This window comes from Burkholderia sp. BCC1988, from assembly GCF_905339895.1.
Lineage (GTDB): Bacteria > Pseudomonadota > Gammaproteobacteria > Burkholderiales > Burkholderiaceae > Burkholderia.
This window is the reverse complement of record NZ_CAJPHA010000028.1, coordinates 1-26,194: the sequence shown is the minus strand read 5'-3', so window position 1 is coordinate 26,194 and position 26,194 is coordinate 1. Positions and strand designations below refer to the sequence as shown.

Here is a 26,194-nt window from a genome sequence, read left to right as displayed (position 1 = left end):
CGTCATGAGCCTGAACATCCTGCTCGTGGACGATCATGCGATCGTCCGCCAAGGGATCCGCCACCTGCTGATCGACCGCGGTGTCGCGCGCGACGTGACCGAAGCCGAGACCGGCAGCGATGCGATGGCCGCGGTCGACCGCCAGGCCTTCGACGTGATCCTGCTCGACATCTCGCTGCCGGACGCGAACGGCATCGAGGTGCTCAAGCGCATCAAGCGCAAGCTGCCGGGTGCGCCGGTGCTGATGTTCTCGATGTACCGCGAGGATCAGTACGCGGTGCGCGCGCTGAAGGCCGGCGCCTCCGGCTACCTGTCGAAGACGGTGAATGCCGCGCAGATGATCGGCGCGATCCAGCAGGTCGCGGCCGGCCGCAAGTACGTGAGCCCGGCGATGGCCGAGGCGCTCGCCGAATACGTGTCGTTCGAGAACGAACCGCTGCCGCACGAGAAGCTGTCCGACCGCGAATACCAGACGCTCTGCATGCTCGCGTCGGGCAAGCGCCTCACCGACATCGCGAACACGCTGTCGCTGTCGGTGAAGACGGTCAGCGTGTACCGGTCGCGGCTGCTCGAGAAGATGCGGCTGTCGAACAACGCGGAACTGACGTTCTACGTGATGAGCAACCGGCTCGTCGAGATGACGCCCGCGTCGGGCGCCTGATCCGCCGGATTCACCGGAATCGCGCCGTTCACCGCGCCTGCCTGCGCCGCGCCGGCGCCGGCCGCCGAATGCTGCGCGCAAGCGCTTGTTTTGTCGGGCGATTCCGGAGCACGCCGCTGCGCCGCAGCGGGTCTTTCACGCCAAATCGGCTAAAATTGCGGGTTTTCACTCACTCGGCGCCGCCGCGCTCGCGCGCGCCGGAGACACATCCGCAATGTCCCTCTTCCGCAAGAAAAACGTCGATCGCATGATCGCCGGCGCGCACGGCGCCGGGCTCAAGAAAGCGCTCGGCGCAATCGACCTCACCTTCCTCGGCATCGGCGCGATCATCGGCACCGGCATCTTCGTGCTGACCGGCACGGGCGCCGTGCAGGCCGGCCCCGCGCTGATGCTGTCGTTCGTGATCGCCGCGATCGCATGCGGCCTCGCGGCGCTGTCGTACGCCGAATTCGCGTCGACGATTCCGGTCGCGGGCTCGATCTACACGTATTCGTACGCGACGCTCGGCGAGCTCGTCGCGTGGATCATCGGCTGGGACCTGATGCTCGAATACGGCCTCGCGGCGTCGGCCGTGTCGGTCGGCTGGTCGGGTTACCTGCAGTCGCTGCTGCAGGGCTTCGGGCTCTCGCTGCCGACCGTGCTGACGGCCGCACCCGGCGCGATTCCGGGCGTCGTCACGTGGTTCAACCTGCCGGCGTTCCTCGTGATGGTGGTGATCACGACGCTGCTGTCGATCGGCATCCGCGAGTCGACCCGCATCAACAACATCATGGTGTTCATCAAGGTGTCGGTCGTGCTGCTCGTGATCGCGGTCGGCATCTTCCACGTGACGCCCGCGAACTGGAAGCCGTTCATGCCGCACGGCTGGAACGGCGTGTTCGGTGCTGCGGCCGTGATGTTCTTCGCGTTCATCGGCTTCGACGCAGTGTCGTCGGCGGCCGAGGAAGTGAAGAACCCGAAGCGCGACCTGCCGATCGGCATCATCGCGTCGCTCGCGGTGTGCGCGGTGCTGTACGTGACGGTCGCGGCGGTCGCGACCGGCATCGTGCCGTCGGCGCAGTACGCGAACGTGTCGCACCCGATCTCGTATGCGCTGCAGATCGCCGGCGAGACGTGGGTCGCGGGCTTCATCGACCTCGGCGCGGTGCTCGGCATGCTGACCGTGATCCTCGTGATGAGCTACGGCCAGACGCGGATCATCTTCGCGATGTCGCGCGACGGGCTGCTGCCGGCGACGCTGTCGCGCGTGCATCCGCGCTACGCGACGCCGTTCCTGACGACCTGGCTCGTCGGCCTGTTCTTCGGGCTGATCGCCGCGCTCGTGCCGCTCAACGTGCTCGCCGAGCTGATCAACATCGGCACGCTCGCCGCGTTCTCGATGGTGTCGATCGCGGTGCTGGTGCTGCGCCGCACGCACCCGGAGCTGCCGCGCGCGTTCCGCTGCCCGGGCGTGCCGGTGGTGCCGATCCTCGCGGTCGGCGCGTGCCTGTTCCTGATGCTGAACCTGCAGCCCGTCACGTGGGCCGCGTTCGGCATCTGGCTCGTGATCGGCCTCGTGATCTACTTCCTGTATTCGCGGCGCCACTCGAAGCTCGCGCACGGTCACCACGACGCGCATTGACCGCCGCCGCTGCGCGCGCACACCGCGCGCAGCACGCAGCGTGTAGCGGTACGACGCCACGCCGGGCCGGCACCGGCCCCGTGCCCCCGCTCCCTCCCGCCTGAATCGTCCCCGCCCGAATCGTCCCCGCCATAGGCGCACCCGCGCGGGCGGCGCGACATGCGCCGCTTCGCCCCGCCCGCGCACGATCGCTGCCCGATCGTCGCGATTTCTTGCCCGATCGTCCGGATTTGCCGCCACGATCTGCACGCTGCCGGCACGCGCGCGCCGGCCGGTTCATAATCCCGCCATCGAACGACGGCCCGGCCCGGCGGGCCGTCCGGCAACAGGAACAGGATGATGGAAAGCGTCGATCTCGATGTACTGAAATCCAGCGCGCGCTGGCTCGACGAAGGGCGCCGCGTGCTGCTCGTGACGGTCGTGAAGACGTGGGGCTCGTCGCCGCGCCCCGAAGGCGCGATGCTCGCGGTGCGCGAGGACGGGCTCGTGGTCGGCTCCGTGTCCGGCGGATGCATCGAGGACGACCTGATCGCCCGCGTGCATGCGAGCGGGATCGCGGCCGACGCGCGCCCGGAAGCCGTCAAGTACGGCGTGACGGCCGAGGAAGCGCACCGCTTCGGGCTGCCCTGCGGCGGCACGATCCAGCTCGTGCTGGAGCCGCTCACGCGCGACAGCGGGATCGCCGCGTTGTGCGCGGAAGTCGAAGCCGGCCGCCTCGTCACGCGCACGATGACGCTCGCGACCGGGCGCGCGTCGCTGTCACCCGCGCAGGCGACCGACGGGCTCGCGTTCGACGGCGAGCGGCTCGTGACGATCCACGGGCCGCGCTACCGGATGCTCGTGATCGGCGCCGGGCAATTGTCGCGCTATCTGTGCCAGATCGCGGTCGGCCTCGACTATCAGGTGACGGTTTGCGATCCGCGCGAGGAATACACGGATGCGTGGGATGTGCCGGGCACGCGCGTCGTGCACACGATGCCCGACGACACGGTGCTCGACATGAAGCTCGACGCGCGTTCGGCCGTGATCGCGCTCACGCACGACCCGAAGCTCGACGATCTCGCGCTGATGGAGGCGTTGAAGACGCCCGCGTTCTACGTGGGCGCGCTCGGCTCGCGACGCAACAACGCGGCGCGGCGCGAGCGGCTGCTCGAATTCGACCTGAGCGAGGCGGAACTGGCGCGGCTGCACGGGCCGGCCGGCATCTACATCGGCAGCCGCACGCCGCCCGAAATCGCGATCTCGATCCTCGCCGAAGTGACGGCCGCGAAGAACAACGTGTCGCTGCCGACGATCCTGCAGGTCGAGGGCGCGAAGGCCGCCCGCGAAATCGCGGCAAACGGCGGCGCGGCCTGCGGCCTCTGAGGCCCCCTCCAAACCGGTCGCTTCGCGCCAGCCCCCAAGGAGACTTCCTTCGGGGCGGAAAACCTGGGGCGGCCCGGCGTTTTCTTGACGCCGTCGCTGCGGTGCAAGGCCGCGCCGGATGGCCGTCATGCGTCGGCGGAAAACCGGCGCGCGTCGATGCCGACGTCAGGCAAGGCCCGCGGCGAGCGCAGCGGCGACCGAGCCGGCCACCAGCACGACGCCGACCGTGCGGCGCTTGTTCAGCTCCGTCCACAGCAGCACGCCCGTCAGCGATAGCAGGATCAGCGAACCCGCGATCGTGTCCATCAGCAGCACCCAGCCGAGATTCATGCCGACGCCGCGATGCAGGTTGTTCAGCGTCGTCAGGAACGTGTTGCCGCTGCGCTTCACCGACACGTAGCCGTTGCCGACCCAGTATTCCGCCTGCAGGTTCTGGTGCGGACCGAACAGGCCCATCTGCCAGTGCTCGGGCTGCATCACGCGCTTGTCGCCCCAGGCGACCGGCTGCGCAGGCTCCTCGCGCACGCGGCCCGGCCGGCCGTCGAAGTGCAGTTCCTGCTGGAGCCACTTCGTCATCGCGGCGGGCGACTTCGGCACCGGGTCCGGCAGCGCGATCTGCATCTGTTCGACCTGCGGTTCGCCGGTCGGGATCTTCAGCGGCGGCGCACGGTGGTTCAGCAGCACGCCCGTCACGCCGAACAGCAATCCGAGCACCGCGCCCCACAATCCGACCCAGCCGTGCACCTTGCGCAGCCATTTGATGAAGGTCGCGCGGCGCGAGCGCTGGCGGCGCGCCGCCAGTTCGGCGTCGCTCAGGGGCCGTGCGGCCGGATGCAGCACGGTAACGCCCGCGGGGGGCCTGCCCGCCTGCGGCGGGGCGATCGTTTCGGGCGCGTTCACGCGAGAGTATCCATTCGTTCAAAGCAACGGGCGGCGCACGGAAAACGTACGCCGCCCGGACAGCATGAAAATGAGAATGGATATCATTACACAAATGAAGCGGCCACTCAATCCGCCGGCACACGCCGGAGCGGGCGAGAAAGTCCATAGATAACCGAAAAAGCATGCTGATCGCGCGCAGATTCCGGTCAATAGACGAGAAATGCCGACAAAATGATCGCGAACGACCCGGATAGCATTTCGCAAGAAAACCCGGGCGGGCGTGGGCGTGGGCGTGGGCGTGGGCGTGGGCGTGGGCGTGGGCGTGGGCGTGGGCGTGGGCGTGGGCGTGGGCGTGGGCTCAGCGATTCAGCGATTCAGCGATTCAGCGATTCAGCGATTCAGCGATTCAGCGACTCAGCGATTCAGCGACTCAGCGACTCAGCGATTCAGCGACTCAGCGATTCAGTGGCTCAGCAGCTCAACTACTCAGCGGCGCAGCGGCGGCAACGGAAAGCGCGGCGCGGCGTCACCCGGTTCGGGCTCGGTGCGATCGAGCGCATACAGCCACGCGAGCAGATCCGCGACGGCCTGGTAAAGCTGCGGCGGAATCCGGTCGTCGAGGTCGACCTGCATCAGCAGCGACACCATCTCCGGCGCGGTATGCACGTACAGCCCCGCATCACGGGCGCGCGCGACAATCATCTCGGCGAGCAGGCCATACCCCTTCGCGACCACGCGCGGCGCGGCATCGCCGCCTTTCGGATCGTAGACGAGCGCGGCCGCGCGCTTGCGCGACGTCATGCTCATCGCGGCACCTCGTCGTCGGCGCCCGGCATGCCGCCAGCCGCACTGCGCGCATACGCGGCAGCGGCGGCCTGCGCGACGAGCGGATCGAAGCCGTCCGGCTCGTCGCCGACCGCGCGGATCGACAGTCCGCCGAGCTGCAGGCCCGATCCCTCGAACCGTTGCCGCAACGCCGCCTCGTTTCGCGTGAGCCGGTCGGCGCCGGCCGAATTCGCGCGCAGCCGCGCGACGAGCTGCTTGCCGTTCAACACCAGCTCCGCGTCGACCGTGCCGAGCGACGGCAACGTGAGCGTCAGCCGGGTGCGCCAGGCGATCCCGTCACCCGTGTCGTCGCCGCTGCGCGACGCGCGGCCCCCCGGCTCGTCGGGCTCGATCGTCCAGTCGAGCCGCGCGCCGGGCCATGCCTCACCCGCCCAGCGAAACTGGTCCGTCGCGAGTGCGTCGAGCTGCTGCCGGACGATCGGCACGGCGGCCGGATGCACGGGAGCCGATGCCTGCGCCTGCGGATCGGCCGACGCGGCGGCCAGTTCGGCGCGCGCCGGCGTCCAGCGCGGGTCGGGATGGTCGCCGAGCGGGTCGGTCAGCGCGGCCGTGGCCGACGCGGTACCGGGCCGTGCGGCCGGCTGCGTGTTCTGCACGAGCTCGTGCGGCACCGCACCGCCCGGCGCGGGCGCGCCCGGCTGCATGGCGGATCGCGGCGCGGCCGCCGGCAACGGCAGACGCGGCGCGAGCAGTTCGTCGAGCACATCGGGCGCATCGTGCTGCGCGGCATCCGGGGCGGGCTGCACCGGCACGGTCGTGAGGCGCGCCTGCGGTTCGCGCATCAGCGCGGCGAGCGGGCGCTGGCCGGCCAACCACTGCGCGAGATGGGATTCGTAGAAGAGGCCGCTTTCGCTCACGGCCTGCGCGAGCGCCGCGCGCAGCGCCGCGACGGGTGGTGCGGCAGCCGCAGCGCGCGTGGCCGCGACGTCGGACGCGGGCGACGCGGTTGAAGAAGTGCTGGAAGAAGCGATGTAGGAAGCAGTGGAAGAAGCGGCGGCCGAAGCGGCCGGATCGGAGGCGCTCTGCCCGACCGGGAGCGCGGTCGCCGCGCCGCCCAGCAGCACGGTAGGGTCGGCCAGCAGCGGCGTGCGCCCGGCGATCACGGGTGTCGCGACACCGCCCGAGCGCGAGATCGCATCGAGCACGAGCGCGACATCGGACAGCGCCGTCTGCGCGGACGCCGGCGGCGCGGCCGGCGTGGCCCCCGTCGCGGGCGGCAACGACGCGCCGGCACCCGGCGTGCCGACTTGCGCGGTCGCGCCGCCGCCGGCGGGCGCCGTCACGGTGCCGGCCAGCAGGCTGTCGAGGCGGCTCGCCAGCAGGGCGGCCGCAACGGAGTCGATACCGGTCATGATCGAAGCCTGCTCACCTCAGCCACATCGTTGCGAAGCCGGGCACGCGGCTACCGCCGCCCCGGCAAACGGGCACTATCCGCGAGCGCGGTAGAGATCGGTCAATACCTCGGTCGAGCGCCGCGCCTCGAACAGCGCGGACAACCGCGCGACTTCCGGGCTCGCGAGATCGCGGATCGCGGCGTCGTCGGCGAGGATGCGGCGAATCAGCGCGAGCTTGCGGCCGAGGTCCGCTTCGTCGAGCGCGACGCCCGGAGCGGCCGCCTTCAATCCGTCGACGAGCCTCAGGAATTCGGCCTGCAACTCCGGCAGCGCCCGCCAGTCCGCGCCGCGCGCCGCGCACAGCATGCGGCCGGATACGGCCGCGAGCGCCTCGTAGCGAGCGAAGTATTCGGCCTTGAGATTCATCGCGCCGCGCCCGCCGCCTGTTGCGCGGCCATGCGCGCGACTTCCGGAGCGATGCCCGTCCACGCTTCCTCGAGCGTCGCGAGCAGCCCGTCGACCTCGACCAGCATCGCGTCGCTCGCGTGCATGTTGGCTTCCAGCAGGCGCCGGCCGATATAGGTGTACAGCGCGTCGAGGCGCTCGGCGATCTGGCCGCCCGCGTCGCGATTCAGCGACACCTGCAGGCCGTTCTCGACGATCCCGATCGCCTTGCCGATCGCTTCGCCGCGTGCGGACACGTTGCCCTGCTGCAAATGCATGCGCGCGAGCGCGATGGCCTGCCGCGCGCCCTGATACAGCATCGCGATCAGCCGGTGCGGGGAGGCGCCCATCACCCCCGTCTCGACGCCGACACGCGCGTACGCACTGGCTCCAGCGTGTCCTGGGGAAAACATGCGCTTCTCCTTGTGATGCGTTGGCTATGCGGTGGCCGCCGCCTTGCGATGCACGACGCGGCCTCGTTCCAGAGTTATCGGAACGGAATTGGAAAGCTTTAGGTGCGCGGGCCGCCGGCGCGGCAGGCAGGCTGCTCGCCTGGGCGGCTGCCCCGGGAAGCCCGTCGCCGGATGCCCGTCGCCGGTTGCCCGCGGGTCAAACCGACATCTGCATGATGTCGTTGTATGCGCTCACGAGCTTGTTGCGGACCTGGAGCCCGAACTGGAAGCCGATGTTGGCCTTCTGCATGTCGACCATCACGTCGTTCAGCGACACGTTCGCCGCGCCGACCTCGAACGCGTGCGCCTCGCCGAGCGCGTGCTGCTGGTCGCCGCTGATCTTGTCGAGCGACGCCTTCATCGCGCTCGCGAACGTGCCGGCCGTCGCGGCGCCCGAGCCGGCGAGCGCTGCCGCCGGGCTCCCGACGCCGCCGCTCGCCTGCGCGGCCATCGCCTGCATCTGTTGCAACACCGAACCGATTCCGCTCACGTTGGCAGCCATGCTGTTCCCAGACCTGTAAGAAATGAGACCCGGGCACACCGGGCGTTTCCGACGGCGCCGCACGACGCGCACCATGCCGGATCGCGAAAAAGGATAGCAGCGCGGCGCGCGCCAAAGCCGCGAAAGTACGGGGGAAACCCCGCTCTTTTCGGTCGATCGGAGTCGCGCCCGGGTCCCGATAATCGCATCGTGTCATTGTCCGTCCGCTCGTCCGAGCGGCTCAGTCGTCCCGCTCCGGAGAAACTCCACGCATGGATTCGCAGGCCAACTCGCTGATCAACCCCGACGCCCGCACGGGCCTCGCCAGCCCGGTGCCAGGCGCCACCGCGGCCGCCGCGTTGCCGGGAGCAGGCGGCGCCGGCGCGGACTTCGGGTTCGGCGGCTTCGCGGAACGCATCCCCGGCATCTCGCGGATGAAGGGCAACCCGAAGCTGCCGTTCGTGATCGCCGTCGCGTTCGCCGTCGCCGCGATCACCGCGCTCGTGCTGTGGAGCCGCGCGCCCGACTATCGCGTGCTGTACAGCAACCTGTCGGACCGCGACGGCGGCGCGATCATCACCGCGCTCCAGCAGGCAAACGTTCCCTACAAGTTCGCCGACGCGGGCGGCGCGATCCTGGTGCCGTCGAACCAGGTGCACGAAACGCGCCTGAAGCTCGCCGCGATGGGCCTGCCCAAGGGCGGCTCGGTCGGCTTCGAGCTGATGGACAACCAGAAATTCGGCATCAGCCAGTTCGCGGAGCAGGTGAACTACCAGCGCGCGCTCGAAGGCGAGCTGCAGCGCACGATCGAATCGATCAACGCGGTGAAAACGGCGCGCGTGCATCTCGCGATCCCGAAGCCGTCGGTGTTCGTGCGCGACAAGGAAGCGCCGAGCGCGTCGGTGTTCGTCGACCTCTACCCGGGCCGCGTGCTCGACGAGGGCCAGGTCCAGGCGATCACGCGGATGGTGTCGTCCGGCGTGCCCGACATGCCGGCCAAGAACGTGACGATCGTCGACCAGGACGGCAACCTGCTGACCCAGACGGCGTCGGCCTCCGGCCTCGACGCGAGCCAGCTCAAGTACGTGCAGCAGGTCGAGCGCAACACGCAGAAGCGCATCGACGCGATCCTCGCGCCGATCTTCGGCGCCGGCAACGCGCGCTCGCAGGTCAGCGCCGACGTCGATTTCTCCAGGCTCGAGCAGACCTCGGAAAGCTACGGCCCGAACGCCTCGCCGCAGCAGACCGCGATCCGCAGCCAGCAGACCAGCACGGCCACCGAACTCGCGCAGGGCGGCGCCTCGGGCGTGCCGGGCGCGCTGTCGAACACGCCGCCGCAGCCGGCCTCCGCGCCGATCGTCGCCGGCAACGGCCAGAGCGGGCCGCAGTCGACGCCCGTCAGCGACCGCAAGGACCAGACGACCAACTACGAACTCGACAAGACGATCCGCCACGTCGAGCAGCCGATGGGCAACGTGAAGCGGCTGTCGGTCGCCGTCGTCGTCAATTACCAGCCGGTGGCCGACGCGAAGGGCCACGTGACGATGCAGCCGCTGCCACCCGCGAAGCTCGCGCAGATCGAGCAGCTCGTGAAGGACGCGATGGGCTACGACGAGAAGCGCGGCGACTCGGTGAACGTCGTGAACAGCGCGTTCTCGACCGCGAGCGATCCGTACGCCGACCTGCCGTGGTGGCGCCAGCCGGACATGATCGCGATGGCGAAGGAAGCCGCGAAGTGGCTCGGCATCGCGGCGGCCGCGGCGGCGCTCTATTTCATGTTCGTGCGCCCGGCGATGCGCCGCGCGTTTCCGCCGCCCGAGCCGGCCGCGCCGGCGCTCGCGGCGCCGGAGGATGCGGTCGTGCTCGACGGCCTGCCCGCCCCGGACAAGGCCGACGAGCCCGATGCGCTGCTGCTCGGCTTCGAGAACGAAAAGAACCGCTACGAACGCAACCTCGACTACGCGCGCACGATCGCCCGCCAGGATCCGAAGATCGTCGCCACCGTCGTGAAGAACTGGGTGTCCGATGAACGCTGAAGGCCTGACCAAGAGCGCGCTGCTGCTGATGTCGATCGGCGAGGAAGAGGCCGCTGAAGTATTCAAGTTCCTCGCGCCGCGCGAGGTGCAGAAGATCGGCGCCGCGATGGCCGCGCTGAAGAACGTCACGCGCGAGCAGGTCGAGGACGTGCTGCAGGAGTTCGCGAGGGAAGCCGAGCAGCACACCGCGCTGTCGCTCGATTCGAGCGAGTACATCCGCTCGGTGCTGACCAAGGCGCTCGGCGAGGACAAGGCCGGCGTGCTGATCGACCGGATCCTGCAGGGCAGCGACACGAGCGGCATCGAGGGCCTGAAGTGGATGGACTCGGGCGCGGTGGCCGAACTAATCAAGAACGAGCATCCGCAGATCATCGCGACCATCCTCGTGCACCTCGACCGCGACCAGGCGTCCGAGATCGCATCGTGCTTCACCGAGCGGCTGCGCAACGACGTGCTGCTGCGGATCGCGACGCTCGACGGCATCCAGCCGGCCGCGCTGCGCGAGCTCGACGACGTGCTGACCGGCCTGCTGTCCGGCAGCGACAACCTGAAGCGCAGCCCGATGGGCGGCATCCGCACCGCGGCCGAGATCCTGAACTTCATGACGAGCAATCATGAGGAAGGCGTGCTCGAAAGCGTGCGCCAGTACGACGCGGAGCTCGCGCAGAAGATCATCGACCAGATGTTCGTGTTCGAGAACCTGCTCGACCTCGAGGATCGCGCGATCCAGATGGTGCTGAAGGAAGTCGAGTCGGAAACGCTGATCATCGCGCTGAAGGGCGCGCCGCCCGCGCTGCGCCAGAAGTTCCTCGCGAACATGTCGCAACGCGCGGCCGAACTGCTCGCCGAGGATCTCGACGCGCGCGGCCCGGTGCGCGTGTCCGAAGTCGAGACGCAGCAGCGCCGCATCCTGCAGATCGTCCGCAATCTCGCCGAAAGCGGCCAGGTCGTGATCGGCGGCAAGGCGGAAGACGCGTATGTCTGATTCCGCGCGCGAGCCCGCCGGCACCCTCACCGCGTACCAGCGGTGGGAGATGGCGTCGTTCGATCCGCCGCCGCCCCCGCCGCCGCCCGACGCTGCCGCAGCGGCCGCCGCCGCGCTCGCCGCGGACCTGCAGCGCGTGCGCGACGCCGCGCATGCCGAAGGCCATGCGGCCGGTCACGTCGAAGGCCAGGCACGGGGTTATCAGGCCGGTTTCGACCAGGGCCGCGAGCAGGGTTTCGAAGCCGGCCAGGCCGAAGCCCGCAAACAGGCCGCGCAGCTCGCGACGCTCGCCGCGTCGTTCCGCGAAGCCGTGTCGAGCATCGAGCACGATCTCGCGTCCGACCTCGCGCAGCTCGCGCTCGACATCGCGCAGCAGGTCGTGCGCCAGCACGTGAAGCACGATCCGGCCGCGCTCGTCGCGGCGGTGCGCGACGTGCTCGCCGCCGAACCGGCGCTGTCCGGTGCGCCGCATCTCGCGGTGAATCCGGCCGACCTGCCCGTCGTCGAAGCCTATCTGCAGGACGAACTCGATACGCTCGGCTGGAACGTGCGCACCGACGCGTCGATCGAGCGCGGCGGCTGCCGCGCGCACGCCGCGACGGGCGAGGTCGACGCGACGCTGCCCACCCGCTGGCAGCGCGTCGCCGCCGCGATCGGCAAGGTGAGCGCATGGTGACGCCCACGCCCGAATCGATCCTGCACGACGGAATGACGCCGCTCGAGCGCGAACTCGCGCTCGCGTCGTTTGGCCCCGACGGTCCGCACGACACCGCGCACGACGCGCCGGCACACGCGACGGAGGCCGCCTGCGACACGCCGCGCGCGCCACACAATCCGCATCTCGCGCACTGGCGCACGCACCTGAACGGGCTCGCGACACGCAGCCACCGCGCGCTGCCGCTGCGGCCGTGCGGGCGCCTCACGCGCGCCGCGGGCCTCGTGCTCGAGGCGATCGGGCTGCGCCTGTCGGTCGGCGCCGAATGCACGATCGAATTGCCGCCCGGCAGCACGCTGCCGCACGCGGAAGCGGAAGTCGTCGGGTTCTCCGGCGATCGCCTGTTCCTGATGCCGACCACCGACGTCGCCGGCGTCCTGCCCGGCGCGCGCGTATGGCCGCTGGAGGCCGCGCCCGTCGCCGATCCGCTCGCGGGCGCCAAGCGGCTGCCGGTCGGCTGGGAAATGCTCGGGCGCGTCGTCGACGCGTCGGGCCGCCCGCTCGACGGCCTCGGCCCGCTCGGGTCGAAGGTCGATGCGCCGCTCTCGGCGCCGTCGATCAACCCGCTCGATCGCGAGCCGATCCACCACGTGCTCGACGTCGGCGTGCGCGCGATCAACGGCCTGCTCACCGTCGGCCGCGGGCAGCGGATGGGCCTGTTCGCCGGCTCCGGCGTCGGCAAGTCGGTGCTGCTCGGCACGATGGCGCGCTACACCAGCGCGGAAGTGATCGTGATCGGGCTGATCGGCGAACGCGGCCGCGAAGTGAAGGAATTCATCGAACAGATCCTCGGCGAGGACGGGCTCGCGCGCTCGGTCGTCGTCGCGGCGCCGGCCGACGTGTCGCCGCTGCTGCGGATGCAGGGCGCCGCCTACGCGACGTCGCTCGCCGAGTATTTCCGCGACCAGGGCAAGCACGTGCTGCTGCTGATGGATTCGCTGACGCGCTACGCGATGGCGCAGCGCGAGATCGCGCTCGCGATCGGCGAGCCGCCCGCGACCAAGGGTTATCCGCCGTCGGTGTTCGCGAAGCTGCCCGCGCTCGTCGAGCGCACCGGCAACGGGCCCGAAGGCGGCGGCTCGATCACCGCGTTCTACACGGTGCTGACCGAAGGCGACGACCAGCAGGACCCGATCGCCGACTCGGCGCGCGCGATCCTCGATGGCCACGTCGTGCTGTCGCGCGCGCTCGCCGAGGCCGGCCACTATCCGGCGATCGACATCGAGGCGTCGATCAGCCGCGCGATGACCGCGCTGATCGACGAACCGCATCTCGACCGCGTTCGGCAGTTCAAGCAGATGCTGTCGCGCTACCAGCGCAATCGCGACCTGATCGCGGTCGGCGCCTATGCGCCCGGCCGCGACGCGCAGCTCGACCGCGCGATCGCGCTCTACCCGCGCATCGAATCGTTCCTGCAGCAGGGCTTTCGCGAATGCGCACCGTTCGAATCGAGCCTCGCCGCGCTCGATGCGCTGTTCGACGTACACGGAGGCTGATCCCGATGGCACACGGCTTTCCCCTTCAACTGCTGCTCGATCGCGCGCAGGAAGATCTCGACACGGCCGCGAAGCAGCTCGGCACCGCGCAGCGCGACCGCACCGCGGCCGCCGAGCAGCTCGATGCGCTGCTGCGCTATCGCGACGAATACCACGCACGCTTCGCGCAGTCCGCGCAGAGCGGGATGCCGGCCGCCAACTGGCGCAATTTCCAGGCGTTCATCGATACGCTCGACGCTGCGATCGCGCAGCAGCGCAACGTGCTGGCCGCAGCTGAACGCCGCATCGACGAGGCACGCCCGAACTGGCAACAGAAGAAACGCACCGTCGGCTCCTACGAAATCCTGCAGGCGCGCGGCGTCGCGCAGGAAGCTCAGCGTACCGCGAAGCGCGAACAGCGCGACGCCGACGAACACGCCGCGAAGATCCTGCGCATGCGGGCCGACGCCGCCCGCTCGGCGTAGCCGCTCACCGCTTTCGAACGAGAGAATCGTCATGCCTCCCCTGCCCCTGCTCGGCGCGCTGCTCGACACCGCCGGCACCGCACTCAAGGCCGTCCGCGACGCGGGTTCGTCGGCCGCCGCCGGCAAGACCGCCGGCAACGATGCCGCCGCCAGCCCGGCCGCCGTGCCGTTCGCGAAGACGCTGAAGCAAAGCGTCGACACGCGGCACGACGCGACGAATGCCGGCATGCCGGACGCCACGACGAAACAGGTGTCGGCGACGCTGGCCGCCGGCACGAAGCCGTCCGGCACGGGCGACGACAAGCCGACCGACGACGCGAACGCGACGCCCAATCCCGACGCCGCCGCGCTCGCAGCGGCCGCCGCCGTGCAGGCGCAGCTGCTGGCTCGCACGAACGACGCGGCGCCGGCCGATGCCGACAGCACCGCCACTGCCGCGCAGACGACGGCCGTGTCCGGCCAGCCCGACGCCACGGCCGCGCTGACGAATCATGCCGGCAAGGATGCGGCCGCCGAGCCGGCTGCCCCCGCGCCGGGTCGCGACGCGCTGCAGACCGCACTCGCGAAGCTGACCGGCGGCGCGGGCGCGATCGCGATGCCCGCGACGGGTGCGGCAGCGGCCGCAGCGCCCGCACCGGCAGCGACGACGTCGGCCTCGACCGCCGCCCCGCTGACGCCGAAGGTCCCGACGTTCGACCGCGCGCTCGCCGACGCGAAAGGCGCGCCCGCGACGCAGCAGCCCGCCACGCAGGCCGCCGCACCGGCGCTGCAGGCCGGCGCAACGGCCCAACCCGCCGCGCAACATGCATTCGCGACCGCCGAAGAAACCGCCAGCCCGGCCGCCGACGCAACGGTCGCTGCCGCCGCCACGGCTGCGGCAGCCGCCCAGGCGAACCTCCAGGCATCGCCCGCCGCAAGCACGATCGCCGCGGCCAACCCGCACGTGCTGGCCCCGCACGTCGGCACCGCCGACTGGACGGATGCGCTGAGCCAGAAGGTCGTGTTCCTGTCGAATGCGCACCAGCAGAGCGCCGAGCTGACGCTGAACCCGCCGGACCTCGGCCCGCTGCAGGTCGTGCTGCGCGTCGCGGACAACCACGCGCATGCACTGTTCGTATCGCAGCACGCGCAGGTGCGTGACGCGGTGGAAGCCGCGCTGCCGAAGCTGCGCGAGGCGATGGAAGCGGGCGGGCTCGGCCTGGGCAGCGCGACGGTCAGCGACGGCGGCTTCGCGTCGCAGCAGCAGAACCCGCAGCAAAGCTTCGCCGGCGGCCGGTCGTCGCCGCGCGCGCGCGCCGGATCGTCAGCCGTCGACGCACCGCTCGACGCCGCGCAATCCGCATCGGCCGCCGCCACCGTGAGCCGCGCGGGCCTCGTCGATACGTTCGCCTGAGCATCGCGTCGCTCGCGTGCCGGTATGTGCCGCTCAGCGGCCGTGCGCGGCCGCGGCCGCCTCGCCGCGCGGCACGCCGCCCCGGCGCGCCGCGACGATGAAGTCCGCCGCACGTTCGCCGATCATCACCGACGGCGCATTCGTGTTCCCGCCGATCAGCGTCGGCATCACCGACGCATCCACCACCCGCAGCCTTTCGACGCCCCGCACGCGCAGTTGCGGATCCACGACCGCGCGCGCATCCGAGCCCATCCGGCAGGTGCCGACCGGGTGATAGATCGTGTCGGCGTGCGCGACGATCGTCGCGCGCAGCTCGGCTTCGCTCTGGCCCGCGCGCGTGTACAGCTCGCGCCCGCCCTGCGACGCGAGCGGCGCCTGCGACAGGATCCGGCGCATCGCCTGCGCACCGCGCACGAGCAGGTCGAGATCGCGCGTATCGCTGAAGAAACGCGGATCGATCAGCGGCGCGTCGCGCGCATCGCCGCTCGCGAGCGCGACCGTGCCGCGGCTGAACGGGCGCAGCGCACACACGTGCAGCGAATAACCGAAGCCCCAGTGCATCTTGCGGTTGTGATCGTCGACGAGCGCCGTGCAGAAATGCAGTTGCAGGTCCGGACGATCGAGCGACGGATCGCTCTTGATGAAGCCGCCGGCCTCCGCGACGTTGCTCGTCATCATCCCCGTGCGGCTCGAGAAATAGCGCGCGAGCGCCGGCGTCATCTTCGCGATCCCGCGCAGGCAGATGCCGACCAGCTCCGACGAATTCACGCGCGTGTTGACGATGAAGTCGATATGGTCGATCAGGTTGCTGCCGACGTCCGGCGCGTCCTGCACGACCGCGATCCCGTGCCGGCGCAGTTGTTCCGCCGGCCCGATCCCCGAGCACATCAGCAGTTGCGGCGAATTGAACGCGCCGGCCGACAGGATCACTTCCGCGCGCGCGCCGAGCGTCTCGACGCGTCCGTCGCGCGACACCACCACACCGACCGCGCGCTTGCCGTCGAAGCCCACACGCAGCACCGTCGCATCGGTGATCACATGCAGGTTCGGCCGGTCGCGGTCGTAGATGTACGCACGTGCAACGCTGCAGCGCGAGCCGTCGCGATGCGTGACCTGATAGAAGCCGACGCCTTCCTGCGTCGCGCCGTTGAAGTCGTCGTTGAGCGGATAACCGGCCGCGTGCGCGGCCTGGATGAATCGTTCGGAGAACGGATTGCGAAAGCGCAGATCGGACACCGTCAGCGGCCCGTCCGCACCGTGCCAGGCGTCGGCGCCGCGCGCGTTGCCTTCCGCGCGGCGGAAATACGGCAGCACGTCCTGCCAGCCCCAGCCCGTCGCACCGAGTTGTGCCCACTCGTCGTAGTCGCCCGGATGGCCGCGCGTGTAGATCATCGCGTTGATCGCGCTCGATCCGCCCATCCCGCGTCCGCGCGGCTGGTAGCCGCGGCGGCCGCCGAGGCCCGGCTGCGGCACCGTTTCGTAACCGTAGTTCGTGCCGAGCTTGAACGGCACGAGCGCCGCGATCCCCACCGGCATGTTGACGAGCAGGTTGCGCGCCGTGTGCGAACCGGCCTCGATCAACGCGATCGTCGCGTCGGGGCATGCATCGGCGAGGCGGCTCGCGAGGCTCGACCCGCCCGATCCTCCGCCGACGATGATGTAGTCGTATTGCATGTCACGTCTCCTTCGTGTCATGAACGGCACCCGGCGCGGCCCGGCTCCCGCTTGTAATGTTCGGGCATTGTAGGAATGGCCGTCGCGCGCGCGGCACGCCGATTCAAGAGCGATTCCTCTAAACGCCCGCGTGAACTAAATTTAAGATGTATCGATGAATTCGACGCGATGCAGCGGCCGCCAGAAGCCGCGCCGTCGCGAAACTGGGGAGACGACGATGCAGCGCGACGTACTGCAGGCCGCGTGCCGACCGGATTGCCCGGACGCACCGCGCGCGGCCCGCATTTCATTTCAAACGGGTGCCTTGGCGGTGACGTGCAACACCGTGCGCGCGGCCGGTCGAAATCGAACGACGCCGCGTATCGCCGACCGTTTGAACGGCTCGTCGCATGCGCGGCTCGACCGGCCGATTCATGCGTCGTCGCGCGCATCGCGTCATGCCGCTTCGGTGCGCCGGCAAGCATCGGCAATTCGCGATCGCGCACCATTCGGAAGTCGCAGCGAGCCGTACGCGCACCCCGGGCAATCCCGTTTTCGAACACGAATACCGTCGCGCGGATACGACGCTTGCCGCACGTTGCACCCTGTTTTCGACCGTGCATTGCATCCGGCCCCGTGCCGCGCGACGCGCGCCATCCCGACCCGCCCCACCACGCTCGTCGAGCGGGTACGTGCGGCCTGACTGCTGGCCGACGTGCCACGCCCAACTGGAGTAGACGACATGAAGAACGACCTGCCCGAACTGGCCCCGCAAACGGCGCCGTCGGTCGATGCGCTGACGTCGCTGCTGCGCGACCAGCGCGCGGCCTACCTGCGCGCGCCGTATCCGGAGTGGGACACCCGCGCGCAGCACCTGCGCGCGCTGCGCACGATGCTGCTCGATCACGCGGATGCGCTCGCCGATGCGATCAGCGCCGACTTCGGGCATCGCGCGAAGCAGGAAGTGCTGCTGTCGGAAATCTGGATGGCGAAGGAAGAGATCGACGATGCGCTCAAGCACGGCAAGCGCTGGATGAAGCCCATCCGCAAGCCGATGAACAAGTGGCTGCGGCCGGCGCGCGCGAAGGTGCTGCCGCAGCCGCTCGGCGTGGTCGGCATCGTCGTGCCGTGGAACTATCCGCTCCTGCTCGCGGCCGGGCCGCTGATCTGCGCGCTCGCGGCCGGCAACCGCGCGATCATCAAGATGTCCGAACTGACGCCGCGCACGTCGGCGCTGTTCGAGCAACTGATTGCGAAGACCTTCTCGCGCGACCACGTCGCGGTCGTGAACGGCGATGCGGAGATCGGCGCCGCATTCAGCGCGCTGCCGTTCGATCACCTGCTGTTCACCGGGTCGACGCACGTCGGCCGCCATGTGATGCGCGCCGCGGCCGACAACCTCACACCCGTCACGCTCGAACTCGGCGGCAAGTCGCCGGCGATCGTCGGTCCGAATGCGCGCTTCGATGCGGCCGTCGACGCGATCATCGGCGGCAAGACGCTGAACGCGGGCCAGACCTGCATCGCGCCCGACTACGTGCTGCTGCCGCGCGGGATGGAAGCCGCGTTCATCGAGCGGGCACGAGCGCGCTTCGCGAAGCTGTATCCGGACCTGTCGACCAACGGCGACTACACGACGATCGTGTCGCCGCGCCATTACGCCCGGCTGCAGCAACTGGCGACCGACGCGCAGGCGGCAGGCGCGCAATTGCATCCGCTGTCGGACGCGCAGTCCGATCCCGCGTCACGCCGCTTCGTGCCGTGCGCGGTCACGCACGTGCCGGCCGCGTCGCAGCTGATGCAGGAGGAAATCTTCGGGCCGTTGCTGCCGCTCGTGCCGTACGAGCGGCTCGACGAGGCGATCGCGTACGTGAACGCGCGACCGCGGCCGCTCGCGCTGTACCTGTTCGACGAGGATGGCGGCACGGTCGAGCGCGTGATGCGCGAAACGATCTCGGGCGGCGTGACGGTGAACGACGCACTGCTGCACATTGCGTGCGGCAGCCTGCCGTTCGGCGGCGTCGGCGCGAGCGGGATGGGCGCGTATCACGGCTACGACGGCTTCGTGACGTTCTCGAAGATGAAGCCCGTGCTCACGCAGGCGCGACTGAATACCCGTGGGCTGATCGCACCGCCTTACGGCAAGCGCTTCGCCGCGGTCATCAGGATGATGCTGAAGTTCTGAGCGATGCGGGCCGCGCGCCACGCGCGCCGGCCCGCCCGCGAACGCCGCGCGGCGACGCTGCCGCGCGCGCCGTCGCACGTCACACGGGCCAGAGCGGCCCTTCCTGCATCGCGCCGATCTGCTCGCGCAGCTCGAGCACGCGTGCTTCCCAGTAGCGATGCGTGTTGAACCACGGGAACGCGGCCGGAAACGCCGGATCGTCCCAGCGGCGCGCCAGCCAGGCCGCGTAGTGGATCAAGCGCAGCGTGCGCAGCGCTTCGACCAGATGCAGCTCGCGCGGCTCGAATTCGCAGAAGTCCTCATAACCGGCGAGCAGGTCCGCGAGCGCGCGCGACGCGCCTTCGCGATCGCCCGGCAGCAGCAGCCACAGATCCTGGACGGCGGGCGCCATCCGGCTATCGTCGAAGTCGACGAAATGCGGGCCTGCGTCGGTCCACAACACGTTGCTCGGATGGCAGTCGCCGTGCGTGCGCAGCAGGCGAATCTCGCCCGCACGCTCGAACGCGGCCTCGACGCCTTCGAGCGCGAGGTTCACCGCCGTCTCGTAGGCGGGCCGGACATCGTCGGGAAGAATATCGTGCGCGAGCAGGTAGTCGCGCGGCTCGTAGCCGAACGTGCGGATGTCGAGCACCGGACGCGCGACATACGGCTCGGTCGCGCCGACCGCGTGAATCCGGCCGATGAAGCGGCCGAGCCATTCGAGCGTGTCGCTGCGGTCGAGATCGGGCGCGCGGCCGCCGCGCCGCTCGAAGATCGAGAAGCGGAAGCCGTCGAACGCGTGCAGCGTGCGGCCGTCGAACACGCGCGCGGGCACCGCCGGAATCTCGCGCGCGGCGAGTTCGGCGACGAACGCGTGTTCTTCCAGGATCGCGTCGTCCGACCAGCGCGCGGGCCGGTAGAACTTCGCGACGACCGGCGGGCCGTCTTCGATGCCGACCTGGTAGACGCGGTTCTCGTAGCTGTTGAGCGCGAGCAGGCGCCCGTCGGTGCGCAGCCCGGACGGCATCAGCACGCTGTCGAGCGCGTCGAGCACGCACTCGGGCGTGAGGCCGGCGAACGGCGGGCCGGCAGGAGCTGCGGGGGCGGAAGTGTCGTCTTTCATGCCCCGCATTGTGCCGTCAGCCGCGCCGAAACACGAGCGCCCGGTGCGGCACGCGCGCTCAGTGGATCGCGGCGCCGGCCGGCAGCACGGATTCGCCGGTGTCGATCAGGTCCTCGAGAAAGAACGGCTCGGTGTTGAGTTCCTTCGACTCGCCCGGCACGCCCGCGTACCAGGTCACCATGGCCATGTCGCCCAGAACGCGCTGAACGATGCCGCGCGCGCCCTTCGGCACTGCGATATGGGTAGTGCAGACAATCGACCCGACATGCATGATGGTTCCCCACTCTTGAAACTTGAAACCCGGCTCGCTGGCGAGCCGGCAAATGCACGATCCGCGCCGCCCTCGTCGGGGTGTTGCGCGTGATCCCATTGTTCACGGTTTATCGAAGCGCGAAAAGAAGAAGAAGCAGGCGAAGTGCCGCGAATTCGTCGAATGTCTCCAATCAACCACTGCGCCGCGCGTGCGCTTGCACGGGCGGATACCCCCATCATACCCTGTCGAATGTGACCGTCCGCCGAATCCGGCCATACGCGCGGCGCGCACGCGAATCGCACGACAGGCGTATCGTCTGCCCTTTGCCCGGTCGCGAGGAGACTTCGCGTGAGCGCAGCGAACGGAACCACGCCCGCGGCCTCGCGCCTCAATGCCGCGCCCCCTACCTCGAACGCGACTCACGCAGCTACCGACGCGCGGCGTGCGGCGTGATGTCGTAGTGTCGTGGCGCCATAGCGTATGGCGGTGCCAGTGCGCCAGCGGTTGCGCTGCACGGCCGCCTTGCGTTACCTTTGACGTTCATTCGCGTTCAAGCGCATTTCGACACGATGCATCCGCTCACGTCCGCTCTCGCAAAATCAAGGCCGCAGTTCGACTCGCGGCCGCAGGCGTGCGCGCATCCGTCGGTCCTCCCTCCTCCTGTCGCACCGCCGCTCGTCGGCGCCGCGCCGCCCCCGCCGGCGGCACGCGTCGGCTGACCGGCCGGCTTTCGGTTTCCGTTTTCCATTTGCCCGTTTGGGCCGTTCGTGCGTGATCGCGCACGACGCGTTCCCGCACGCGCGACATGGAACGTTTCGATCCGTTCGACAGGTGGATTCACATGGTTTCGTTCAAACGCGCGCTCGCCGCGCATGGCGTGACGTCGCTCTTCGTCCTGCTGTGGAGCAGCGGCGCGATCTTCGCGGAACTCGGTCTGCATCACGCATCCGCGTTCGTCTTTCTCACCGCGCGATTCGCGCTCGCGTCACTCGTGCTGCTCGCGCTGGCCGTCATGCGCGGACGCTGGCTGCCGCCGCGCGGCGAGCGCCGCATGGCCGCGCTGACCGGCCTGCTGATGATGGGCGGCTATTCGATCTTCTACCTGCTCGCGCTCGACCGCGGGATCGCGCCGGGCGTGCTCGCGACGATCCTCGGCGTGCAGCCGATCCTCACGCTCGCGATCGTCGAGCGGCGCTGGCAACCGATGCGTATCGCCGGGCTCGGGCTGTCGCTGGCCGGTCTCGCGCTCGTCGTGTGCCGCGGCGTGGGCGGTGCCGGCCTGCCGGTCATCGGCGTTGCCTGCGCGCTCACGGCGCTCGTCGCGCTGACCGCCGGCTCGCTGCTGCAAAAGCGCGTGCGCGCGGCGCCTGCCGACGTGCTGCCGCTGCAGAACGCGATCGGCCTCGTGCTGTGCGTGGCGATCCTGCCGTTCCGGCCGATGTCGCTCGAGATCGGCTGGGCGTTCGTCGTGCCGCTGCTGTGGCTCGGGATCGTGATCTCGGTGATCGCGCAGTTGCTGTTCTACCGGTTGATGCAGCGCGGCGATCTCGTCAACGTGACGAGCCTGTTCTATCTCGTGCCCGTCGTCACCACGCTGATGGACGCGCTCTGGCTCGGCAACCGGCCCGAACCGCTCGCGCTCGCCGGCATGGGGGCGATCGTCGGGGGCCTCGCGCTCGTGTTCCGCACGCCCGCCGTTCGCGCGCAACCCGATCGCGCATAAGCGGCCGGGCTGCCGCGCCCGCGGATGCGGCAGCCCGTAGCGAACACGTACGACGTTTCCGCGCCAATCGAAAGGAACGGGAAAGACTGGCGCAAGGCATTCGTCCAATTCGCGGGAAAAAATGCGGAATCCCCCGGGTTTTCCGCATACTTTTAATGGTTCGGATAGCGAAAAACGCGGCGAGCTTGCCTATACTCGAACTGTCCGACCCGCTCGCAATCGCGAATCGGTCGGCCCAACAAGAGAAATGCCCGGCATGGGGCTGGAAGACGCGCATGCGCCTGTTCCGGCTGACTACGGAGACACGCATGACGACCTATTTCACGATCGGCGACTTCATCCTGTTGATTCCGATGGCGCTGGCCGGAGCGCTATTTCTCGGCGCGGTGCCGTGCGCAACCGAATTCCGCCACAACCTGCTGCGCGTGCTCGGCGTCATCCTCGGCGTCGGCGTTGCGGTATTGCTCGTCGAGGGCCTGCCTGCACTCCTCTAGCCACGCGTCGGCGCGCGGCGGTCACGTCGCTGCATTGCAGCGACGCGACGGCGTGCGTGCGTGCGCGGCGATACGGCATGCAATGCTTCGCATCCCGTATCGACGGTCGTTGCTGCCGCTCAGATCGCCTGATCGGTGGACGGCTTTTCCCACAGATTGATGCCGCCCTCGATCGCGTGGCGATCGATCTCCGCGAGTTCGTCGGCCGAGAATTCGAGATTCTTCAGCGCGCCGACGTTTTCACGCACCTGCTCCGCACGGCTCGCGCCGATCAGTGCGGACGTCACGCGGCCATTGCGCAGCACCCACGCGAGCGCCATTTGCGCGAGGCTCTGCCCGCGCCGCTCGGCGATGCCGTTGAGCTTGCGCACGTGCTCGAGGTTCTCCGCGCTCAGGTGATCCTGCTTCAGCGAGCCGCCGCCCGGTTTGTTCACGCGTGCGTCGTCCGGCACGCCGTTCAGGTATTTCGACGTCAGCAGCCCCTGCGCGAGCGGCGTGAATGCGATGCTGCCCGTGCCGATCTCGTCGAGCGTGCCGAGCAGGTCCGGCTCGATCCAGCGGTTCAGCATGTTGTACGACGGCTGGTGGATCAGCAGCGGCACCTTGTATTGCGCGAGCAGTTCGGCCATCTCGCGCGTCTTCGCGGCCGAGTACGACGAGATGCCGATATACAGCGCCTTGCCCTGCTGCACGGCCGATGCGAGCGCGCCGGCGGTTTCCTCGAGCGGCGTGTGCGCGTCGAAGCGGTGCGAATAGAAGATGTCGACGTAGTCGAGGCCCATGCGCTGCAGGCTCTGGTCAAGGCTCGCGAGCACGTACTTGCGCGACCCGCCGCCGCTGCCGTACGGCCCCGGCCACATGTCCCAACCGGCCTTCGTCGAGATCAGCAGCTCGTCGCGGTACGGCCGGAAATCTTCCTTCAGCAGCCGGCCGAAGTTGGTTTCGGCGCTGCCGTACGGCGGCCCGTAGTTGTTCGCGAGGTCGAAGTGATTGATGCCGAGGTCGAACGCGGTGCGCAGGATCTCGCGCTGCGTCGCGATCGGCGTCGAGTCGCCGAAGTTGTGCCACAGGCCGAGCGACAGGGCGGGCAGTTTGAGCCCGGATTTGCCGCAGGTGCGGTATTGCATGTCGGCATAACGTTCGGAAGCTGCTTCGTAGGCCATGAGTCGGTTCCGTCAGGACGTCGGGGAAGGGACGCGCGCCGCGCGCGAACATCACGCGCCGGCGGCGAAGGAAACATACGACGGCTATGGTAGCGAACGTGGCCGATGCGCGCACGGCAATGGACGCGGCCGCGCGCGTCGCCTACACTGCGGCGTCTCGAATCACCGTTACAGCGAGGTTGGTATGTCCCGGGTCATCTCGGTTGCGCTGCTCGTCGGCGGCGTCGTGCTGCTGTATTTCGGCGGCCAGTCGTTCCATTCGATCAACGACAACGTGTCGCGCTTCTTCACCGGCTCGCCCGCCACGAAAACGATCCTGCTGATCGCCGGCGGCGCCGTCGCGATGCTGATCGGCCTGATCGGCCTCGCGATGCCGGCCAACAAGCGCTGATCACGCAGCCGCGCGACGCACGACGACGTGCCCGCCTCGCGCGATGCGGGCCGCACAAAACGCAACGGGCGGCCAGGCCGCCCGTTTCTTCATCCGCTCATGCAGCCGACGCGCCGCATCGAATCATCGACGCGGCTGCAGCGCCGCCGAACCGCTGCTAGAACTGCACTTCCGGCTTCGCCGCCGAACGCGTGCCCGGCATCGGCCGGTTGCTCACGCCGTGATACGTGTAGACGAGCGAGAACTTCACCTGGTCGGAGCGGTTCTGCCCCGCCGAATGCAGCGTGTTGCAGTGGAAAAACACGACGTCGCCCGTCTGGAGCGGCGGGCAGGTTGCCGCGTCGATCATCTTGCGGTTTTCCGGCAGGTCGCTGCGGAAGAACTTCGCGTCGTCGAACGCTTCCGGCCCGAATTCGGCCGTGTGCGAGCCCGGCACCAGCCAGAGCGCCCCGTTTTCATTCGTTTCCGGGCCGAGCGCGAGCCACACCGACACCATGTCCGCACGTTCGAACGACCAGTAGCGGAAGTCGCGATGCCAGCCCGTCAGGCTGCCGTACGCCGGATGCTTCGTCATCATGCAGTTGTGATGCGCGCGCGACAGCACCGGCTGCTCGCCGAAGTACTCGCGCATCCACGCGCCGATTTCCGGCGCGATCGCGCGCTCGGCGAACGCCGGATCGCGCGTGTAGGCGTCCAGCAGCCGCCGCACCGTATGCCCGCCCGGCGCATGCTTCGACTCGGGCGCGCCCGGGTAGCGCAAATCCGCCTCGAACTCGATCGGCTCCGCCGCTTCCTGCAACTGGCGCGCCGCGATCCGCTTGAGCGTCGCGCACTGCGCTTCGCCGACGAGGCCGCGCGCGACGACGAAGCCGCGTTCGCGCAATTCCGCGACTTGCGCGCGGATCGATTCCGACTGCAATGAAGACGACATGGGATGCCAGACGTTTATTGTGTGAATGTGACGATTGTAAATCGGCGCCGGATGCCGCGAACAGCGCCATTGTCGTACGCAGGGGCATGCCAATCGCCGATTTGATCTGGCTCAAGGGAACTGTGCGGCGCGGCGCGAGCCTCAGCGACAGGCGGTATGCGACGACACGCTTGCGGCACAAGGGTTTATCGCGACTTTTGCACGTCATGAAACCCCGGTAGCCTGTCGCGGCCTGTCAATTCTGGCGGGCGCGGCGCGCAACGACTTTCGGTAAGATCCGTTGCGCCATCCGAGGCCGTTCATACCAGTGCGCTCTTCAAGGGCGCCATCCATACAAGCGAAGCATCGTTCACATGCCATTCCGTCTGACTTCCCGTCTCAGCCGCGCTGCGAAGCGCGTCGTGCCGTCCGCTCCCGCCCGCCCGCTGCGCCATCACCGCGCGCGCACGCAGGCGCTCGCCGAGCACACGCACGCGCACAGCCGGCTGGACGGCATCCGCGCGTGGTTCCACGCGTTCTTCTCGATGATGAGCGCACAGGCGTTCGCCCGCCGCGCCGGCCTGCGCTCGCTGCTGCAGAAGCCGTCGTCGCTGCGCGCGCTCGCGCTACGCCGCACGCTGGGCCCGCAGCGCCGCGTCAATCGCCCGCGCCGCCTCGCGGCCAGCAACGGCTGGTTCGGGTTCGGCGCACGCTGAAGCCGAGCCGGCGGCACGCTGCCCGCCACGATCGTCGCGCGCGCCGTCATTCCGCCGGCGTGCGACGCGCATAAAAAAACCCCGGCATGCCGGGGTTTTTCGTTTCAGGCGGACGACGCTTATGCGACGCGTGCCGTCGGCTCCACGCCAGCCGCTTCGGCCAGCGCGAGTGCCTTGTCGGTTGCTTCCCACGAGAATTCCGGCTCGTCGCGGCCGAAGTGGCCGTAAGCGGCCGTCTTCTCGTAGATCGGGCGCAACAGGTCGAGCATCTTGATGATGCCCTTCGGACGCAGGTCGAAATGCTCGCGCACGAGCTTCGTGATCACCGCATCCGACACTCGGCCCGTGCCGAACGTGTTGACCATCACCGAGGTCGGCTCGGCAACGCCGATCGCGTACGACACCTGGATCAGCGCGCGCGATGCGAGA

The 26,194-nt window shown here is 69.3% G+C and carries 27 protein-coding genes; 15 read left to right on the top strand and 12 right to left on the bottom strand.

What is annotated here, in order from left to right:
- Positions 1-4: 4 nt before the first annotated feature.
- The 3 genes from rqpR (at position 5) to U4012_RS30895 (ending at position 3,647) form a co-directional block, all read left to right on the top strand.
- On the top strand, positions 5-661 hold the full coding sequence (gene rqpR / locus U4012_RS30905; RefSeq protein ID WP_044848845.1) for a response regulator transcription factor RqpR: 657 nt from the start codon (positions 5-7) through the stop codon (positions 659-661).
- Positions 662-875: 214 nt separating this feature from the next.
- The gene (locus tag U4012_RS30900; protein WP_321803214.1) at positions 876-2,282 is read left to right on the top strand and encodes an amino acid permease; all 1,407 of its coding nucleotides are present in this window, start codon (positions 876-878) and stop codon (positions 2,280-2,282) included.
- A gap of 339 nt (positions 2,283-2,621) precedes the next feature.
- Positions 2,622-3,647 carry an XdhC family protein gene (locus tag U4012_RS30895; RefSeq protein ID WP_044848843.1) on the top strand — a complete coding sequence of 342 codons (1,026 nt, stop codon included), beginning with the start codon at positions 2,622-2,624 and terminating at the stop codon, positions 3,645-3,647.
- Between the two features lie 165 nt (positions 3,648-3,812).
- Here the strand turns inward: U4012_RS30895 and U4012_RS30890 are convergent, their stop codons facing one another.
- From U4012_RS30890 to fliE, 6 genes are all read right to left on the bottom strand, one after another.
- Positions 3,813-4,547, bottom strand: a complete 735-nt coding sequence (locus U4012_RS30890) for a PepSY-associated TM helix domain-containing protein (RefSeq protein ID WP_321803211.1) — start codon at positions 4,545-4,547, stop codon at positions 3,813-3,815.
- Between the two features lie 468 nt (positions 4,548-5,015).
- Complete coding sequence (locus U4012_RS30885; RefSeq protein ID WP_044848841.1) at positions 5,016-5,336, bottom strand: EscU/YscU/HrcU family type III secretion system export apparatus switch protein; 321 nt, start codon at positions 5,334-5,336, stop codon at positions 5,016-5,018.
- Positions 5,333-6,727: a flagellar hook-length control protein FliK gene (locus tag U4012_RS30880; protein ID WP_321803207.1), complete on the bottom strand. Its 1,395-nt coding sequence runs from the start codon at positions 6,725-6,727 to the stop codon at positions 5,333-5,335. Before U4012_RS30880 ends, U4012_RS30885 begins: the two co-directional genes overlap by 4 nt.
- 75 nt (positions 6,728-6,802) lie before the next feature.
- Positions 6,803-7,135, bottom strand: coding sequence for a flagellar protein FliT (locus tag U4012_RS30875; RefSeq protein ID WP_044849239.1), 333 nt, complete (start codon positions 7,133-7,135; stop codon positions 6,803-6,805).
- The gene (gene fliS, locus U4012_RS30870) at positions 7,132-7,566 is read right to left on the bottom strand and encodes a flagellar export chaperone FliS (protein WP_044849240.1); all 435 of its coding nucleotides are present in this window, start codon (positions 7,564-7,566) and stop codon (positions 7,132-7,134) included. Before fliS ends, U4012_RS30875 begins: the two co-directional genes overlap by 4 nt.
- A gap of 196 nt (positions 7,567-7,762) precedes the next feature.
- Positions 7,763-8,107: a flagellar hook-basal body complex protein FliE gene (gene fliE, locus U4012_RS30865; RefSeq protein ID WP_044849241.1), complete on the bottom strand. Its 345-nt coding sequence runs from the start codon at positions 8,105-8,107 to the stop codon at positions 7,763-7,765.
- Between the two features lie 251 nt (positions 8,108-8,358).
- Here fliE and fliF point away from each other — a divergent pair, with 251 nt between their 5' ends.
- Genes fliF through U4012_RS30835 form a run of 6 tightly spaced genes read left to right on the top strand, consistent with a single transcriptional unit; the run spans position 8,359 to position 15,175 of the window.
- Entirely contained in the window at positions 8,359-10,122 is a 1,764-nt protein-coding gene (fliF, locus tag U4012_RS30860) for a flagellar basal-body MS-ring/collar protein FliF (protein WP_044849242.1), read from the top strand.
- Positions 10,112-11,107, top strand: a complete 996-nt coding sequence (fliG, locus tag U4012_RS30855) for a flagellar motor switch protein FliG (RefSeq protein WP_044849243.1) — start codon at positions 10,112-10,114, stop codon at positions 11,105-11,107. Before fliF ends, fliG begins: the two co-directional genes overlap by 11 nt.
- Entirely contained in the window at positions 11,100-11,783 is a 684-nt protein-coding gene (gene fliH / locus U4012_RS30850) for a flagellar assembly protein FliH (protein ID WP_321803200.1), read from the top strand. The genes fliG and fliH overlap by 8 nt, the downstream gene beginning before the upstream one ends.
- A complete protein-coding gene (gene fliI, locus U4012_RS30845; protein WP_321803198.1) occupies positions 11,777-13,318 on the top strand; it encodes a flagellar protein export ATPase FliI in 1,542 nt (513 codons plus the stop codon). The genes fliH and fliI overlap by 7 nt, the downstream gene beginning before the upstream one ends.
- A gap of 5 nt (positions 13,319-13,323) precedes the next feature.
- On the top strand, positions 13,324-13,782 hold the full coding sequence (gene fliJ / locus U4012_RS30840) for a flagellar export protein FliJ (RefSeq protein ID WP_321803196.1): 459 nt from the start codon (positions 13,324-13,326) through the stop codon (positions 13,780-13,782).
- 31 nt (positions 13,783-13,813) lie between these two features.
- Positions 13,814-15,175, top strand: coding sequence for a flagellar hook-length control protein FliK (locus tag U4012_RS30835; RefSeq protein ID WP_321803194.1), 1,362 nt, complete (start codon positions 13,814-13,816; stop codon positions 15,173-15,175).
- 33 nt (positions 15,176-15,208) lie between these two features.
- Here U4012_RS30835 and U4012_RS30830 read toward each other — a convergent pair whose 3' ends face one another.
- The gene (locus U4012_RS30830; RefSeq protein WP_321803192.1) at positions 15,209-16,849 is read right to left on the bottom strand and encodes a GMC family oxidoreductase; all 1,641 of its coding nucleotides are present in this window, start codon (positions 16,847-16,849) and stop codon (positions 15,209-15,211) included.
- A gap of 217 nt (positions 16,850-17,066) precedes the next feature.
- Between U4012_RS30830 and U4012_RS30825 the strand changes: the two genes are divergently transcribed.
- Both U4012_RS30825 and U4012_RS30820 read left to right on the top strand, forming a co-directional pair.
- Positions 17,067-17,531, top strand: coding sequence for a hypothetical protein (locus tag U4012_RS30825; protein WP_321803190.1), 465 nt, complete (start codon positions 17,067-17,069; stop codon positions 17,529-17,531).
- A gap of 39 nt (positions 17,532-17,570) precedes the next feature.
- Positions 17,571-19,013: a coniferyl aldehyde dehydrogenase gene (locus tag U4012_RS30820; RefSeq protein ID WP_044847857.1), complete on the top strand. Its 1,443-nt coding sequence runs from the start codon at positions 17,571-17,573 to the stop codon at positions 19,011-19,013.
- Positions 19,014-19,092: 79 nt separating this feature from the next.
- Here the strand turns inward: U4012_RS30820 and U4012_RS30815 are convergent, their stop codons facing one another.
- Together U4012_RS30815 and U4012_RS30810 are read right to left on the bottom strand one after the other, a co-directional pair.
- Positions 19,093-20,124 carry a serine/threonine protein kinase gene (locus U4012_RS30815; RefSeq protein ID WP_321803187.1) on the bottom strand — a complete coding sequence of 344 codons (1,032 nt, stop codon included), beginning with the start codon at positions 20,122-20,124 and terminating at the stop codon, positions 19,093-19,095.
- A 49-nt stretch (positions 20,125-20,173) separates the two neighbouring features.
- Positions 20,174-20,386: a hypothetical protein gene (locus U4012_RS30810; protein WP_011886311.1), complete on the bottom strand. Its 213-nt coding sequence runs from the start codon at positions 20,384-20,386 to the stop codon at positions 20,174-20,176.
- An 823-nt stretch (positions 20,387-21,209) separates the two neighbouring features.
- On the opposite strand from U4012_RS30810, the gene U4012_RS30805 reads away from it, so the two are divergent.
- Together U4012_RS30805 and U4012_RS30800 are read left to right on the top strand one after the other, a co-directional pair.
- A complete protein-coding gene (locus U4012_RS30805) occupies positions 21,210-22,091 on the top strand; it encodes a DMT family transporter (protein WP_321803183.1) in 882 nt (293 codons plus the stop codon).
- A 308-nt stretch (positions 22,092-22,399) separates the two neighbouring features.
- Positions 22,400-22,585 (top strand): hypothetical protein, encoded by a 186-nt coding sequence (locus U4012_RS30800; protein ID WP_014895742.1) that lies wholly within the window; start codon positions 22,400-22,402, stop codon positions 22,583-22,585.
- A 119-nt stretch (positions 22,586-22,704) separates the two neighbouring features.
- On the opposite strand, the gene mgrA is transcribed toward U4012_RS30800, so the two are convergent.
- Positions 22,705-23,748, bottom strand: a complete 1,044-nt coding sequence (gene mgrA, locus U4012_RS30795) for an L-glyceraldehyde 3-phosphate reductase (protein ID WP_124486683.1) — start codon at positions 23,746-23,748, stop codon at positions 22,705-22,707.
- A gap of 184 nt (positions 23,749-23,932) precedes the next feature.
- Between mgrA and U4012_RS30790 the strand changes: the two genes are divergently transcribed.
- Positions 23,933-24,139 carry a DUF3185 family protein gene (locus tag U4012_RS30790; RefSeq protein WP_044847854.1) on the top strand — a complete coding sequence of 69 codons (207 nt, stop codon included), beginning with the start codon at positions 23,933-23,935 and terminating at the stop codon, positions 24,137-24,139.
- Positions 24,140-24,296: 157 nt separating this feature from the next.
- Here the strand turns inward: U4012_RS30790 and U4012_RS30785 are convergent, their stop codons facing one another.
- Entirely contained in the window at positions 24,297-25,070 is a 774-nt protein-coding gene (locus U4012_RS30785; protein ID WP_321803180.1) for a phytanoyl-CoA dioxygenase family protein, read from the bottom strand.
- A 353-nt stretch (positions 25,071-25,423) separates the two neighbouring features.
- Here U4012_RS30785 and U4012_RS30780 point away from each other — a divergent pair, with 353 nt between their 5' ends.
- Positions 25,424-25,765, top strand: coding sequence for a hypothetical protein (locus tag U4012_RS30780; RefSeq protein WP_044847852.1), 342 nt, complete (start codon positions 25,424-25,426; stop codon positions 25,763-25,765).
- Between the two features lie 119 nt (positions 25,766-25,884).
- Here U4012_RS30780 and U4012_RS30775 read toward each other — a convergent pair.
- A partial coding sequence (locus U4012_RS30775; protein WP_321803177.1) for a methionine adenosyltransferase domain-containing protein occupies positions 25,885-26,194 on the bottom strand: 310 nt, incomplete at its 5' end.